This window comes from Pseudomonas sp. Leaf127 (assembly GCF_001423155.1).
GTDB classification, from domain to species: Bacteria; Pseudomonadota; Gammaproteobacteria; order Pseudomonadales; family Pseudomonadaceae; genus Aquipseudomonas; species Aquipseudomonas ovata.
Map to the genome: position 1 here is coordinate 332965 of NZ_LMOA01000012.1, position 14824 is coordinate 347788.

At 61.2% G+C, this 14824-nt stretch carries 11 protein-coding genes and 1 pseudogene; 4 read left to right on the top strand and 8 right to left on the bottom strand.

Features of this window, described 5'->3' with window-relative positions:
* Positions 1 to 301 precede the first annotated feature (301 nt).
* Together ASF84_RS09225 and ASF84_RS09230 are read right to left on the bottom strand one after the other, a co-directional pair.
* Entirely contained in the window at positions 302 to 877 is a 576-nt protein-coding gene (locus ASF84_RS09225) for an ANTAR domain-containing response regulator (RefSeq protein ID WP_056837976.1), read from the bottom strand.
* Positions 878 to 890: 13 nt separating this feature from the next.
* Entirely contained in the window at positions 891 to 2102 is a 1212-nt protein-coding gene (locus ASF84_RS09230; RefSeq protein WP_056837450.1) for a CmpA/NrtA family ABC transporter substrate-binding protein, read from the bottom strand.
* Between the two features lie 222 nt (positions 2103 to 2324).
* Between ASF84_RS09230 and ASF84_RS09235 the strand changes: the two genes are divergently transcribed.
* The gene (locus tag ASF84_RS09235) at positions 2325 to 3350 is read left to right on the top strand and encodes a quinone-dependent dihydroorotate dehydrogenase (RefSeq protein WP_056837452.1); all 1026 of its coding nucleotides are present in this window, start codon (positions 2325 to 2327) and stop codon (positions 3348 to 3350) included.
* A gap of 147 nt (positions 3351 to 3497) precedes the next feature.
* On the opposite strand, the gene rmf is transcribed toward ASF84_RS09235, so the two are convergent.
* Positions 3498 to 3713, bottom strand: coding sequence for a ribosome modulation factor (gene rmf / locus ASF84_RS28435; protein WP_082481508.1), 216 nt, complete (start codon positions 3711 to 3713; stop codon positions 3498 to 3500).
* A 559-nt stretch (positions 3714 to 4272) separates the two neighbouring features.
* Here rmf and rlmKL point away from each other — a divergent pair.
* Complete coding sequence (gene rlmKL / locus ASF84_RS09240; RefSeq protein ID WP_056837454.1) at positions 4273 to 6492, top strand: bifunctional 23S rRNA (guanine(2069)-N(7))-methyltransferase RlmK/23S rRNA (guanine(2445)-N(2))-methyltransferase RlmL; 2220 nt, start codon at positions 4273 to 4275, stop codon at positions 6490 to 6492.
* Positions 6493 to 6729: 237 nt separating this feature from the next.
* Positions 6730 to 9132 (top strand): sensor domain-containing diguanylate cyclase, encoded by a 2403-nt coding sequence (locus ASF84_RS09245; RefSeq protein ID WP_056837455.1) that lies wholly within the window; start codon positions 6730 to 6732, stop codon positions 9130 to 9132.
* A 13-nt stretch (positions 9133 to 9145) separates the two neighbouring features.
* On the opposite strand, the gene dacB is transcribed toward ASF84_RS09245, so the two are convergent.
* The 5 genes and pseudogenes from dacB to ASF84_RS28440 all read right to left on the bottom strand — a co-directional run bounded on the left by dacB (position 9146) and on the right by ASF84_RS28440 (position 14491).
* On the bottom strand, positions 9146 to 10621 hold the full coding sequence (gene dacB / locus ASF84_RS09250) for a D-alanyl-D-alanine carboxypeptidase/D-alanyl-D-alanine endopeptidase (RefSeq protein ID WP_056837457.1): 1476 nt from the start codon (positions 10619 to 10621) through the stop codon (positions 9146 to 9148).
* Between the two features lie 367 nt (positions 10622 to 10988).
* Positions 10989 to 11333, bottom strand: coding sequence for a YggL family protein (locus ASF84_RS09255; protein ID WP_056837459.1), 345 nt, complete (start codon positions 11331 to 11333; stop codon positions 10989 to 10991).
* A gap of 59 nt (positions 11334 to 11392) precedes the next feature.
* Positions 11393 to 13084: pseudogene (locus ASF84_RS09260) on the bottom strand (ATP-binding protein); the annotation flags it as partial.
* Positions 13085 to 13161: 77 nt separating this feature from the next.
* On the bottom strand, positions 13162 to 14268 hold the full coding sequence (locus ASF84_RS09265; RefSeq protein ID WP_056837463.1) for a phage integrase Arm DNA-binding domain-containing protein: 1107 nt from the start codon (positions 14266 to 14268) through the stop codon (positions 13162 to 13164).
* The gene (locus ASF84_RS28440) at positions 14249 to 14491 is read right to left on the bottom strand and encodes an excisionase (protein ID WP_082481468.1); all 243 of its coding nucleotides are present in this window, start codon (positions 14489 to 14491) and stop codon (positions 14249 to 14251) included. Before ASF84_RS28440 ends, ASF84_RS09265 begins: the two co-directional genes overlap by 20 nt.
* A 95-nt stretch (positions 14492 to 14586) precedes the next feature.
* Here ASF84_RS28440 and ASF84_RS09270 point away from each other — a divergent pair, with 95 nt between their 5' ends.
* The gene (locus ASF84_RS09270) at positions 14587 to 14823 is read left to right on the top strand and encodes a hypothetical protein (RefSeq protein ID WP_056837465.1); all 237 of its coding nucleotides are present in this window, start codon (positions 14587 to 14589) and stop codon (positions 14821 to 14823) included.
* Position 14824: the final 1 nt, after the last annotated feature.

Consider the following 14824-nt stretch of genomic DNA (forward strand, 5'->3'; position numbering starts at 1 on the left):
TGAGGCCAGAACGCAAAAGACGCCGCTTCTCGAGTTCGCTGCGCAGCGAAAGGAGAGGGCGACGTCTTTGTCGTATGTGTGGGGGCAACCGCCGTTGGCTACCTGCAGTATGGATGTAGCAAGAGCCGGGCCATCTTGTGTTCAAGCCCCGCAGGGGCGGCTTCAGCCGCGAAAATACAGGCCTGGGGTGATCTGTTCCCGGCTAAAGCGGTTCGCCGCCCGGCCGGTCCTGCAGATCGAGGGACGCCTCATCAGGGCGCAATCGGCTGCTGGTGTGAGACGTTTCGGGTCATTTGCGGCGTTAGCCGAGCATTTCGCTCATGGCGATGATCTGTTCGGCCACCTGGATCAGTTTCTGCTGGCGGCTCATGGCCTGGCGACGCATGAGGGTGTAGGCCTCTTCTTCGTTGCAATGCTTCATCTTCATCAAGAGGCCCTTGGCCAGTTCAATGCGCTTGCGCTCGGCCAGTTGCTGGTCGCGGGCCACCAGTTGCGCGCGCAGGGCCTGGTCGCTTTCGAAGCGGGCCATGGCCACGTCCAGAATCGGTTGCAGGCGCTGGGCATGGATGCCTTCGACAATATAGGCACTGACCCCTGACTTGATCGCCTGGCGCATCACGCCGGGGTCATGTTCGTCGGTGAACATCACAATGGGACGCGGCAGGTCGCGGGTGACCAGCACCACCTGCTCCATCACATCGCGGCCGGGTGATTCGGTGTCGATGAGGATCACGTCCGGGCGCAGGGCTTCGACCCGTGCCGGCAGGTCGATGCTCAGGCCCGATTCGTCGATGACCTCGAAACCGGCTTCGCTCAGGGCGGCTTTCAGGCGTCCGACCTTCTTGGGGGTGTCATTGATCAGCAGGATTCGCAGCATCATCGCGTGCCTCTCAACGGGCGGCGATGGCGGGCGCGCCATCAATCCGCGAATGCAGGGAAAAACCGCGCGCGTAGCCGACAGGGTCGCTGCCGTCCCAGATGCGTCCGTCGATCAATTGACTGCTGCGCAGGGTACTTTCCGGCACCGCAATGCCCAGTGCCGCAGCAGCCTCGCGGTACAGCTCCAACTGATGAACACGACGGGCCACGGCCAGGTAGTCGGGGTCTTCACGCAACAGGCCCCAGCGGCGGAACTGGGTCATGAACCACATGCCGTCGGACAGCCACGGAAAAGTCACCTGGCCGTCATTGAACAGGCGCAGGGCGTGTGGATCCTGCCAGCTGTTGCCCAGCCCGTCCTGGTAATGCCCCAGCAGGCGCGGTTCGATGCAGTCCAGCGGGGTGTCGAGGTAATCGGCGCCACTGAGCAATTGCGCGGTGCTGCGGCGGTTTTCCGTGCTTTGCTCGATAAAGCGGCTGGCTTCGAGCACCGCCATGGTCAAGGCGCGTGCAGTGTTGGGGTTCTGTTCGACAAATTCGCGGGTGCAGCCCAGTACCTTGCCAGGATGGTCGGGCCAGATCGACTGGCTGGTGGCCAGGGTAAAGCCCAGTTTCTGCTGCACGGCGCTGGCGCCCCAGGGTTCGCCGACGCAGCAGCCATCGATGCGTCCGGCCTGCAGGTGCGCGACCATCAGCGGCGGCGGAACCACCACGCTGTCGACATCGTCAAGCGGGTGGATACCCTGGCTGGCCAGCCAGTAATTGAGCCACATGGCATGGTTGCCAGTGGGGAAGGTCTGGGCAAAGGTCAGCTTTGCACCACGATGGTGCGCAGTGCGTTCCAGTGCTTCAGGGCTGGTCACACCAGCGTCCTGCAGGCCGCGCGACAGGTTGATGCATTGACCGTTCTGGTTCAGGCCCATCAGGATGGCCATATCGGCTGCGGCGCCGCCGCTGATGCCCAATTGCATGGCGTAGATCAACCCATACAGGCTGTGCGCGGCGTGCAACTGGCCGCTGACCAGGCGATCACGCAGGTTGGCCCAAGAGGCCTGGCGCTTGAGGTTGAGGCTCAGGCCGTAGGGCTGCGCAAACCCCTGTGTGGCCGCGACCACCAGCGAGGCACAGTCGGTCAGGGCCATGAAACCTATGTCAATGCTGTTCATTTCGGGGGCATCGCTGCCCGCCACCCAGTCCAGGGCATTGCTTGATCGAGGGTTCATAGGCTTTTCATGTATCCATAAAAAAGCGCCGTCGGGCCCACTGCTTGCGCAGCGAGCCACAACGACGCCAGTGTCGGTGCCCTGCGGCGACGTTGCCGAGGGTGCTGACGCAATTGAAGCAAGGCATGTGCCACCATCCGGTCAGGGGAGTTCTCGCTTAGCAGGCCATCGACCGTCTATAATCGCCGGCTGACTTCAGCCGCTCACGAGCCTTGCCCGCCCATGTATAACCTGGCCCGCCAGTTACTGTTCAAACTTTCTCCGGAAACGTCCCACGACCTGTCCCTGGACCTGATCGGTGCCGGTGGCCGGCTGGGCCTCAATGGCCTGCTGAGCAAGGCGCCTGCGCAGTTGCCGGTCACGGTCATGGGCATCCGCTTTGCCAACCCGGTCGGCCTGGCCGCCGGCCTGGACAAGAACGGTACGGCCATCGACGGCTTTGCCCAACTCGGCTTCGGCTTTGTCGAGGTAGGCACCGTGACCCCGCGCCCGCAGCCCGGCAACCCCAAGCCGCGCCTGTTCCGCCTGCCTGAGGCCCAGGGCATCATCAACCGCATGGGCTTCAACAACCTGGGCGTCGATCACTTGCTGTCGCGGGTCAAGGCGGCGAAATACCGTGGCGTGCTGGGCATCAATATCGGCAAGAACTTCGACACCCCGGTCGAGCGTGCGGTGGACGACTACCTGATCTGCCTGGACAAGGTCTATGACCACGCCAGCTACGTGACCGTCAACGTCAGCTCGCCCAATACCCCGGGCTTGCGCAGCCTGCAGTTCGGCGATTCGCTCAAGCAATTGCTCGAGGCCCTGAGCGTGCGCCAGGAAGCGCTGACCCAGCAATACGGCAAGCGCGTGCCGTTGGCGATCAAGATCGCCCCGGACATGACCGACGAAGAAACCGTGCTGGTGGCCGGTGCCTTGCTTGAATCAGGCATGGATGCGGTGATCGCCACCAACACCACCCTGAGCCGTGAAGGCGTTGAGGGACTGTTGCACGCCAATGAGGCCGGTGGCCTGTCGGGCGCGCCGGTGCGGGAAAAGAGCACGCACACGGTCAAGGTGCTGGCCGGTGAGCTGGCCGGGCGCCTGCCGATCATTGCCGCCGGGGGCATTACCGAAGGTCGTCATGCTGCCGAGAAAATCGAAGCGGGTGCCAGTCTGGTACAGATCTATTCGGGCTTCATCTACAAGGGCCCGGAGCTGATTCGCCAGTCGGTCGATGCCATTGCGGCCTTGCCGCGTCGCTGATCAGGCCCATGCAGCGGGCATAAAAAAGGGGCTCCCTGAAAAAGGAGCCCCTGGGCCTGTGGCCCGCCGCCCGGTGGAGGCGGTGATTACGCTAATGCTAAAAGGGTCAGACAGAAACTTTGATGGACTGCTCGGAAGTTGATTACCTCATCCGACTGCGTGAAGTTCGTTGAGCCTGTGGATTCCCGCAGTGCCGGTCATACCGTCCCACTGGTCGCCGCGTCCTTCACGCCAACCATTGATCCATGCCTGACGCACCGACGGTAGAGTAAATGGGCAAAGCTCACGGGATTTACCACTAACGCCGTACTGATATCCGCGCAAAAATGCTCTTTCCAACGGATCACGCTTAAGTCTTCTCATAGGGTGTTGCCCTCGTTTGTTGACTGTAATGTCCATGGACCTCATGTCGAGGTCTGGCAGAAATCTTCTGCCATGTCTGCCCGCTGCCGGCGTCACGGGCGAGGTGCCATCACCGTTGCGGTGAAGGCCTGAGACGATTTCTAACCAATGCGCGACACGCTGTGAATGATCGATTTGTCATAAGCACGTCACATTCAGGTCTTATCGGTACTAAGGGGCAATGTGTTTCACGGATGATTCAGGTAATAACCCATGTGCCGCAAGGAGTTGCGTTGCAGGCAAAAATTTTTGGCAGGGAGCGATAATGGCTGAATGCTTCCAGTTTTAATTCGATGAAGGGTCGAGATGTGACTTCATATGTCTTAAATCTTCGGGCTCACTGGGCAATCTGTACCCTTGTGTTCAGTTACATTTACACACTGCCGCGCCGATACCTCGGATTATCGCGGTGGACCGGCACACGTTACGTGCCACGCAGGCGCTGTCTGAAAAGCGTCTGTCTTGAATCTGGTCGGGCAATGCGTTGCCCGCCGCTGACGGCTCAGGCCCTGGAATACACATGTCCGATCGCTACGAACTGTACCTCACCTGCCCCAAGGGCCTTGAAGGCCTGCTGATCGAGGAAGCCACCGGGCTGGGCCTGGAAGAGGCCCGGGAGCACACCTCGGCCATCCGCGGCCTGGCCGACATGGAGACCGCCTACCGGTTGTGCCTGTGGTCACGCCTGGCCAACCGCGTACTGCTGGTGCTCAAGCGCTTTCCGATGAGCAATGCCGAAGACCTGTATCACGGTGTGCTGGATGTCGAATGGCAGGACCATCTGGAGGCGGACGGCAGCATCGCCGTGGAATTCAGCGGCCATGGCTCGGGGATCGACAACACCCACTTTGGCGCCCTGAAGGTCAAGGACGCGATCGTCGACAAGCTGCGCACCCCTGATGGCCTGCGCCCTTCGGTGGACAAGATCAACCCGGACCTGCGCGTGCACCTGCGCCTGGACCGGGGCCAGGCGATTCTGTCGCTGGACCTGTCCGGGCACAGCCTGCACCAGCGCGGCTACCGCTTGCAGCAGGGCGCTGCGCCGTTGAAGGAAAACCTTGCCGCCGCGATCCTGATTCGCGCCGGCTGGCCGCGCATTGCCGCCGAAGGTGGCGCTCTGGCCGACCCGATGTGCGGCGTGGGCACGTTTCTGGTGGAGGCCGGCATGATCGCCGCCGACATCGCGCCCAACCTCAAACGCGAGCGCTGGGGCTTCAGTGCCTGGCTGGGGCATGTACCGGCGCTGTGGCGCAAGCTGCACGACGAGGCACTGGCGCGCGCCGAAGCGGGCCTGGCGAAAACGCCATCCTGGATCCGTGGCTACGAGGCCGACCCACGGCTGATCCAGCCGGGGCGCAACAATATCGAGCGCGCCGGCCTGAGTGACTGGATCAAGGTCTATCAGGGCGAAGTCGGCACCTTCGAGCCGCGCACCGACCAGAACCAGAAAGGCCTGGTGATCTGCAACCCGCCCTACGGCGAGCGCCTGGGTGACGAAGCCAGCCTGTTGTACCTCTATCAGAACCTTGGCGAGCGTCTGCGCCAAGCCTGTCTGGGCTGGGAGGCGGCGGTGTTCACTGGCGCGCCGGACCTGGGCAAGCGCATGGGCATTCGCAGCCACAAGCAATATGCATTCTGGAACGGCGCCTTGCCGTGCAAGCTGTTGCTGCTCAAGGTTCAGCCGGATCAGTTCGTGACCGGCGAGCGCCGTAGCCCCGAACAGCGTCAGGCAGCACTTGAAGAGCCGGTGCCTGTGCGCGACGAAAGCAAGCCGGCAGTGGTCGAGCAGGCGCGCCTGAGTGAAGGCGGGCAGATGTTCGCCAACCGCCTGCAGAAAAACCTCAAGCAACTGGGCAAGTGGGTGCGTCGCGAGGGGATCGAGTGCTACCGCGTCTATGATGCCGACATGCCCGAATATGCCGTCGCCGTCGATCTGTACGGTGACTGGGTGCATGTGCAGGAATATGCGGCACCCAAATCGATCGACCCGGCCAAGGCTTCGGCGCGGCTGTTCGATGCGCTGGCAGCCATTCCCCAGGCTCTGGGCATCGACAAGAGCCGTGTGGTGGTCAAGCGCCGCGAACGCCAGAGCGGCACGCGCCAGTACGAGCGCCAGGCCGCCCAGGGCCAGTTCATCGAAGTGGGCGAGGGCGGTTTGCGCCTGTTGGTGAACCTGACCGACTACCTCGACACCGGCCTGTTCCTCGATCATCGCCCCATGCGCATGCGGATCCAGAAAGAAGCGGCCGGCAAGCGCTTCCTCAACCTGTTCTGCTACACCGCGACGGCCACGGTGCATGCGGCCAAGGGCGGGGCGCGCAGCACCACCAGCGTCGACCTGTCGCGCACGTACCTGGACTGGGCACGCCGCAACCTGTCGCTCAATGGTTTTTCCGAGAAAAACCGCCTGGAGCAGAGCGATGTCATGGCCTGGTTGCGCGAGTGCCGCGAAGAGTACGAGTTGATCTTTATCGACCCACCGACCTTTTCCAACTCCAAGCGTATGGAAGGGGTGTTCGATGTGCAGCGCGATCAGGTCGAACTGATCGACCTCGCCATGGCGCGGCTGGCACCGGGCGGCGTGCTGTATTTCTCCAACAACTTCCGCAAATTCGTACTTGATGAGCATATCGCCCAACGCTATGTCGTCGAGGAAATCAGTGGCCAGACCATGGACCCTGATTTCTCGCGCAACGACCGGATTCACCGTGCCTGGAAAATCACCGTGCGCACGGCGTAAGACCTGAAGGCTCCGTTCAGGACCGATCGGTCTTGAACGGAGGCTGTGGCTGCGCGAATGCGTCACACTGCGATACCAAAGAGCAGGATGCTCTGGCAATCTCTTTGAAATCATTGAAGATTGCTCGATTTGTCCAAGTTATGGCTTTCATGGGCTAGGCAAATTAATGGCGAATGGCTATAACAGACGCACGGCCAGCTTGACGCTCTATCCTCGTTGGCGTCATGAGTTTTGAGTATGGCTGCGAAACAACCCAGACCCCGGATCCTCGGTTTTATCAACGAGCAGGCATCGGCGTGGCTGGTTGCCCTGCTTGCACTGATGGCCGGACTGGCGCTGACGGCCATGTTGGCCTTGACCAATTACGAGCTGTACCAGCGCCAGTTGCGCCAGCGTTTCGATTTGCTGGCCAGCGAACGCTTCATCCGCATCCAGGAACGCCTGGACAGTCAATTGAGCCGGCTTGATAGCCTGCGCCGCTATTTCGTGTATTCCGACAACGTCACCCGTGCCGATTACAATGGTTTTGCCGCACCGTTGCTGGAGGGGACACGCGCCTATTCCTGGAGCCCACGGGTCAGCGATGCCGAGCGCCCGGCGTTCGAGGCTGCGGCTCGCGCCGAAGGCATGCCTGACTACGCCATTCAGGAAAAGGGTCCTGATGGAAAAATGAGGGTCGCCGGCACGCACGAGGAGTATTACCCGGTGTTGTTCACCCAGTCGCTGAGCCGCTTGCCGCTGCCACTGGGCTGGGACATCAACTCGGAAGCCGTGCGCCGCGAGACACTGGAGCGTGCGCGAATGCTCGGTTCGATTGCCGCCACCCCGCGTATCGAACTGGTGGGCCTGGAGCAGGAGTACGCCCATGGTGTGTTGCTGGTGGCCCCGGTGTTCAATAACCGGAGCGGCGAGGGGGACGGGAACGCGCTGCTACAAGGTTATGTGATGGCGGTCATCAGCCTGGGCGAGTTGATGAGCGAAGGCCTGCCGACCCAGGACAACCTGTCGGTCACGATGCTCGACCTGGGCTCACCCGCCGAACCCCAGTTGCTGTATCAGTCGACCGTACAGGCCGCCGCTGGCGACTTGCGGGTCAGCACCTTGCTGAACCTGGCCGACCGCGATTATCTGCTGGAAGTGCGGCCCACCGAGGCTTTTCTGCAAAGCAATCAGTCCATGGCCGGCAGTGTGATTGTGCTGGGTGGCCTGCTGAGTGTGATGCTCAGCGCGCTGCTCTACAGCCTGATCGGCCAGCGCCAGCGCGCCTTGCTGCTGGTTGACCAGCGCACCGGCCAGTTGCGCCTGCGCGAGCAGCAATTGCGCATCACCCACGGCCAGTTGCGCAACGTGCTCGATGCTGCCACCGAGGTGGCGATCATTGCCACTGACCTGAACGGGGTGATCAGCACCTTCAACGTCGGCGCCCGCAAGATGCTCGAATACAGCGAAGCCGAGGTAGTAGGCAAGTTCATGCTCAAGGACCTGCACGACCCCGGCGAGCTGGCTGAGCACGCCCGGCAACTGAGCGAGCACTATCAGCGACCTGTCCCACTGGAGCAGGCCATGCTGATCGAGGCCACCGAACTGGGCAGTCATCCGGCCCGGGAATGGATATTCCGTCGCCGTGATGGCAGCACCCTGGCGGTCAACATGCTGATCACGGCGGTGCGCGACGATCAGGATCAGTGGATCGGCTATCTGGCCGTGTGCCTGGACATCACCGAGCGCAAGCGCGTCCATGAAGCCCTGGCGGCGCGGGACCGGCTGCTGGAGCGGCTGGGCTCTCAGGTGCCTGGCGGGATCTATCAGCTCCAGCGCCTGACCAGTGGCCAGGCGCGCTTCAATTACATCAGTGTCGGCATGTGTGAGCTCTATGAGCTAACCGAGGCGCAGATCGTGGCGGATATCAATAACGTGCTGGAGCGTACCCATGTCGAAGACCGTGCCCGAATGATGCGCGGAATGCGCGAAAGCAGCGATCAGTTCAAGCCGTGGCGCGAGGAGTATCGTATCGAGTTGCCCGAGCGTGGCATGCGCTGGGTGCGCGGCGAGGCGACGCCGGAACGCCTGCCGGATGGCAGCATTCTCTGGCACGGCTTCTTGAGTGACGTTACCGACATGAAGCGGGTGCAGGATGAACTGCGGGCCCTGTCGATCACCGATGTGCTCACCGGTGCCTACAACCGCCGTTATTTCCAGGAGCGCCTGCAGGTCGAGCTGCGCCGGAACGAGCGTTATGGCAGCGGGTTGTCGGTGATCATGCTCGACATCGACAACTTCAAGCGCATCAACGACCAGCACGGCCATGCTGTGGGCGATGCTGTGCTGCAGGGCGTGTCGCGCACGCTCGCTCAGCGTCTGCGCAGCGAAGATGTATTCTGCCGCCTGGGCGGTGAGGAGTTCATCATTCTGTGCCCTGGCATCGATGGCGAACAGGCCTGGACGCTGGCGATCAGCCTGTGGCAGCGCCTGCGCAGCCAGCCCATCGACCGGATCGGCCAGGTGACGGCCAGCTTCGGCATCGCCAGCTGGCGCCCTGGGGAGGGCGCCGATGCCTTGCTGTTGCGTGCCGACTCGGGTGTCTATGCGGCCAAGCAGGCGGGGCGTGATCGGGTCGAGCCCGAGCTTGAGCACCCTTGAGCGTTTACAGCGGCTACAGCTGCGGTTGAGCGATCGACAGCGTGTCGTTGTTCAGCTTGGGCTGGCGATACAGTTCGACCAATACCTCGTCGAGCACCGATGAGGCGCCAAAAGGGCGTGGGTCGTTAAGAATGGCCACTACCGCCCAGGTGTTGCCATTGCTGTCACGGCTGTAGCCGGCAATGGCGCGTACCGTGTTGAGGGTCCCGGTCTTGATATGCGCCTCGCCCAGTAGCGGCGTGCGCTTGAGGCGCTTGCGCATGGTGCCGTCCATGCCGGCCAGCGGCATTGAGCTGGTGAATTCGGCCGCATACGGGCTGCGCCAGGCCGCTTGCAGCAGAATGGCCATTTCCCGGGCACTGACCCGTTCGGCGCGTGACAGGCCCGAACCGTTCTCCATCACCAGGTGCGGTGCAGTAATGCCTTTTTTGGCCAGCCACTGACGGATGACCCGTTGCGCCGCCTTGGCGTCGTCGCCATCGGCGGTGGTGCGAAACTCCTGGCCCAGGCTCAGGAACAGCTGCTGGGCCATGGTGTTGTTGCTGTACTTGTTGATGTCGCGGATGACTTCAACCAGATCCGGGGAAAACGTGCGGGCCAGCAGCCTGGCGCCGGACGGGACGCTGGCGACCCGGTCACCGCCCTGGATGCTGCCGCCCAGTTCCTGCCAGATGGCGCGCACGGCACCGGCTGCGTAGGTCGGGTGATCCAGCAGCGACAGGTAGGTTTGCGAGTTGCAGCCCTTGGCCAGTTGGCCGCTGACCACGACGGTCATGCTGCCGTCGGCCTGGGCGACCGGGTTGTAGCGCACATCATCGCCGCATTGCTTGGCGGCACTGGCCTTGACCTGATTGTCGATGCGGATGCTGGCGATGGGCGGCTCTACCGTGACCAGTACGCGCCCATCATCGTTGCGTGTGACAAAGCGCAAGGCCTTGAGGTTGACCAGGAGCGAGTCCGGCCGTACCAGGAACGGCTTGTTGTCGTCGTTGCCATCGTCGTTGAACGCCGGCAGCACCGGTTGCACGAAATGGCTGCGGTCCAGCACCAGATCGCCGGTGACCTGCTGCACGCCATTGGCGCGCAGGTCACGCATCAGCAACCAGAGTTTTTCCATGTTCAGTTTGGGATCACCGCCGCCCTTGAGGTACAGGTTGCCCCGCAGCACGCCGTTGCTCAAGGTGCCGTCGGTGAAGAATTCGGTTTTCCATTGATGGGTCGGGCCCAGGATTTCCAGCGCCGCATAGGTGGTGACCAGTTTCATGGTCGAGGCCGGGTTGACCGAGACATCGGCGTTGAACACGGTCGGCGTGCCCTGGCCGTTGAGCGGCAGCATGACCAGTGACAGGGCATCATCGGTCAGCTTGCTGGCCTTGAGGGCCTGCTGGACCTTGGGCGGCAGCGTGGTGTTGATTGTGGCTGCCTGGGCCTGAAGCGTGACAGGCGCCAATAGCGTGACGAACAACAGAGGACGTAGAAGTCTGATCATCAATTAAAAACCTTGCAACAAAGATGAAAAACCAGAAGAGGGCAAGATGAACGCCCTCGATGACATGAAGGCGCAGAAATAATGAACTGGACGCGCCGTGACAGAGCGGCATTATGCCCCAAGCCGACGGGCCGTGCGGCATCGCAAGTGCGTTGTAGAGGGATTTTTATGGCTGTTAATTATGTAGGACAATTCTTGTGCTTTATAAAAAGCCAGTATTTTCCTGCATTGATGGCGTGCATGAATCGGTGTGATCGCTTGAGGATTCTTATCTGTCTGCCCGGTATGGGGTAAACCCCAGGCACAAAAAAGCCACTCTCAAGGAGTGGCTTTCTGGCTGGACGCTGTCAGGCGCCCCGACAGGTACTCAGACAGCCGAATTGATCGGCTTTTCCGGGTACCAGGCGTCGATCAGCGGGCTGACCTCGACCTTGGTCACTTCACTGCGGGCCTTGAGCCATGCTTCGACGATCGCACGCTGCTCTTCGGTGGCCGAACCACGCTCGGCCAGGCAGACCAGACCGTAGTCATCGCCGCCAACATAATCGAGGCCGTTGGCCTCCATGGCTTCATCGAGGAACGCATCGAGGAAGGCATCGATGTCTTCATCGGCCAGGTCTTCCTTGAATTCCAGATTGAGCTCGAAACCCAACTCCTGGAACTCATCTACACACAGCTTCTTGCGCAGACGACGGGAACGGTTAGTAGCCATGAAAAAATCCTCTTGGGTAAATACGGCGCGCAGTCTAACAGTTAAGTGATGACCAGGCGTCATAGATTACTCAGTTGCTCGTCCAGTGCCTTGTCGAGCGTAAGCATGGCGGCGTCCAGTGCTTGCTGGCAAATCGCCATTTTTTCCGGCGGTGCATGCGTGCTGCAGTGCTGTTCCAGCGCTTCGCAAGCGTTGACTACCTCGGTGGCGGTAATGATACGCGCCGCGCCCTTGATGCGATGGGCCATTTCACCCAGTGCCTGGTAATTGCCATCGGCCATCAGCTGCGCCAGGGCCTGGCGGTCCTGCCGGTTGCTGGACAGTAACTGGGCAAGCAGTCGCCGGGTCATTTCGGTGTTGGCCCCCGTCAGTTGACGAAGGCTGTCGGGGTTGAAGGGCAATCGGGTGCGGCCATCGGTGCGCAGGGCTCTGAGTGCGGCCAGGTGTTCGCTCAGCGCTGTCAGGCCGATCGGTTTGAACAGGCAGTTGTCCATGCCGGCGTCCCGGCAACGCTGCACTTCCTCTGGCAGCGCATTGGCGGTAAAGCCCCAGATGACACAGGGTGCGTGCTGCCCGGCGGCCTCGCGCGCGCGGATGGCGCGGGTCAGTTCGTAGCCGTTCATCACCGGCATGTTGCAATCGACCATGACCAGGTCGAAATCGTGCGCAAGCCATGCCTGCAGGCCTTGTTCGCCCTGCTCGGCAACTTCGCTGCGATGACCGAGAAAGCCCAGTTGCTGGCTGAGCAGCAGGCGATTGGCCGGATGGTCGTCGACCACCAGGACATACAGGCTCGTGCTGGGCGGGGCAATCGTTCGGGCTTGCGTGGCCTGGCGTTGTGGTGCATTGAGCAGCGTCAGGTCCATGACCAGCGTTGCACAGGTGCCCAGGCCGGGTTGACTGTCCAGGGTCAGGCTGCCGCCCATCATCTGGCACAGGTGCCGACAGATCACCAGCCCCAGGCCGGCACCGCTGCGGGCCATCTGCCCGGAGTTGTCGGCCTGGGCAAAGGGGGTGAACAGCCGCTGCAGGTCTGCAGCGGCAATACCGATGCCACTGTCGCACACCGTCAGGGTCAGGCGCCGTTGCCCGGCGCTGGTTCCGGGACCTGCGCGCAGGTCGATGCGCACATGGCCGGCCGGGGTGAACTTGATGGCATTGCTGATCAGGTTGGAGACCACCTGCTTGAAACGCAGCGGGTCGATGAGTACATCGGTGTCCAGGCGTGCGTCGAGGTGCAACTGCAGGTCAAGGTTCTTCTGCCGCGCCAGGCCGTCGAAGACCCGTACCACCGACTCGATCAGTGGCCGCAGGTTGGCGCGTTCCGGGGTCAGGGCCAGATGCCCGGATTCGATGCGGGCAATGTCGAGGATGTCCCCGATCAGCTCCAGCAGGTCGCTGGCCGAGCTGTAGGCGACTTCAATGGCCGGTCGGTCCAGGTGCCCCTGATCCGCCCGTTTCAGGGCCAGTTCCAGCATGCCGATCACTGCGTTCATCGGTGTGCGAATCTCATGGCTCATGGTGGCCAGGAACGTGCTTTTGGCCCGGTTGGCATTGTCTGCCTGCTCCTTGGCGGCCTGGAGTTCGTCGATCAGCTGGCGCCGTTCGCTGATGTCGATCCAGCCGCCGATGATGCCCTGGACGTCCCCCAGTGAGTCGCGAAACGGCAATATCCAGTGATAGATGGTCAGGCGCCGGTCGCCGATATGCAGGGTACGATCCAGGATCATGGGCGTGTCGGTGGCCATAACACCATAATGGGACTAAGCCATTGATTTATAAGGGCGTAGAAGGCCTCCCCAAAACTCCCCCAATACTGCTCCAAAACTCACAACGCTACGTCGATCCATCCAGTGCCGCGCCCGTCCTTATAAAGCTCTGTCATGGCTGCGCTACGATGGCCCAGGAGTTTCTGTGCGTCACGCCCTTCGGCAGCATGAAGTCGTGCAGCAAGAGAGCGCATCTCATGAAAAGTTGGCGGGCTTTCACCGAAGTTGATACCCGGCATAGTTGCAGCCTTATCTCGAGCCTCAGAGAACGCAGACGATAACGTATCAAGTTTAATTGGATCGCCTGCTTTGACCGTGGCGAAAGTCTTCGGGTGGTGAACCATGTGCTGTGACAGGACTCGATCACGGCATCGCTTGATAACTGTCGCAAGATCCAAATCGAGTGCATCAAGGCGCAAGGCGGTGCTGATCCGGATTCGCGCTCCCGTCTTGGACTGGATAACATGCAAGAAGCCATCTCGCTCATCCTTGAATAGCATAGAGCGAATATCATCCCGACGTTGCCCAGTGAGCAAAGCCAGCTCCATGGCGCGCTTCAACCATGGCCTTTCAGCCGCCTCATAAATTGCTTTCCATTGCTCCAGGCTCAAGCGTTCACGCTTTACCTTCGCTCTCGCAGCCTTTGTTGCATCAACAGGATTGGTTTCGCACCAGCCCACAGCAATGGCCTCGGTGAATACATCCCCAAGCAAAGAGCGAAGTGCTTTTGACATCTGCGCTTTGCCTTCCTTGGTGATCGCGTTAAGGAAGCCGGCGACATCCATTGTCCGAATGCTGCGCATTTCTTTGGGGCCGAAAGCATCCTCAAGCCGCTTTATCCTGCTCTTGAAGCTATGCATAGTGTGGTGGCTGAGGCCTTTGTCGGCATAAATGACTTTGTACTCGACCAGCCATTCAGAAAATGTTCGCTCTGCCGCCTTTTCAGGGGCGGCGACTCGACTGGACAGACTTGGCTTCAGTACCTCCGCAAAGTTCGCCTCGATGGCCTCGCGGATCGCAGCCTCTTTGTCCTGGCCCAAGCCGAACATGCGACCGGTCAACGGGTCGCGGTACGTGTAGTACGTCTTCCCGTTGCGCTTGTCGGTCTTGCGGTACAGGTTGGGCGGCAGGTCTTTCGACCCTGCCTTACGCGGCCTTGGAACCATTGCGTGCTCTCGCTATTCGGCTTATCAGGCTTCCGCCCAAGGGAATGCGCTCCTGTGGGTCAGGTTCGACATAGGACGCGACTGCTTCGACGTACCACCGGCGACCGTGTTTCACTGGGCGCGGATGAATGCGGCCGTCTTTGATCCAGGCCCGTAAAGTGCTCGCGCTCGGTGGCGTACGGAACTGGTCGGTTGCCCATTCTTCTAGGGTTAACTTTGGCATAAGTGCTCCTTCGCGCCGGTCCGAATGTCTTGGCGTTTCAGTAAGGATGGAGTGGAGAGGGTGTTAGGATCGCGGCCAATCACGAGGGCCAGACAATGCCGCAGCACAACATCTACGATGAGTACAAGGGCTTCAGGCTCTGGAATTACATGACGTGCGAAAAGGACGAGGAAGGCCGCGAGGTGTGGCAAATCAAAGTCGAGGTTAGGCGCGGGCGTGACGAGGTGGTCATTCCTGCCGTTGAGCCCGAGCAGACCTACATTGACCGTATGTATGCCCAGTCTGCCGGCCGTGAGCTGGGCAAGCGTTTGGTAGATGAAGCCGGCCTGTAGT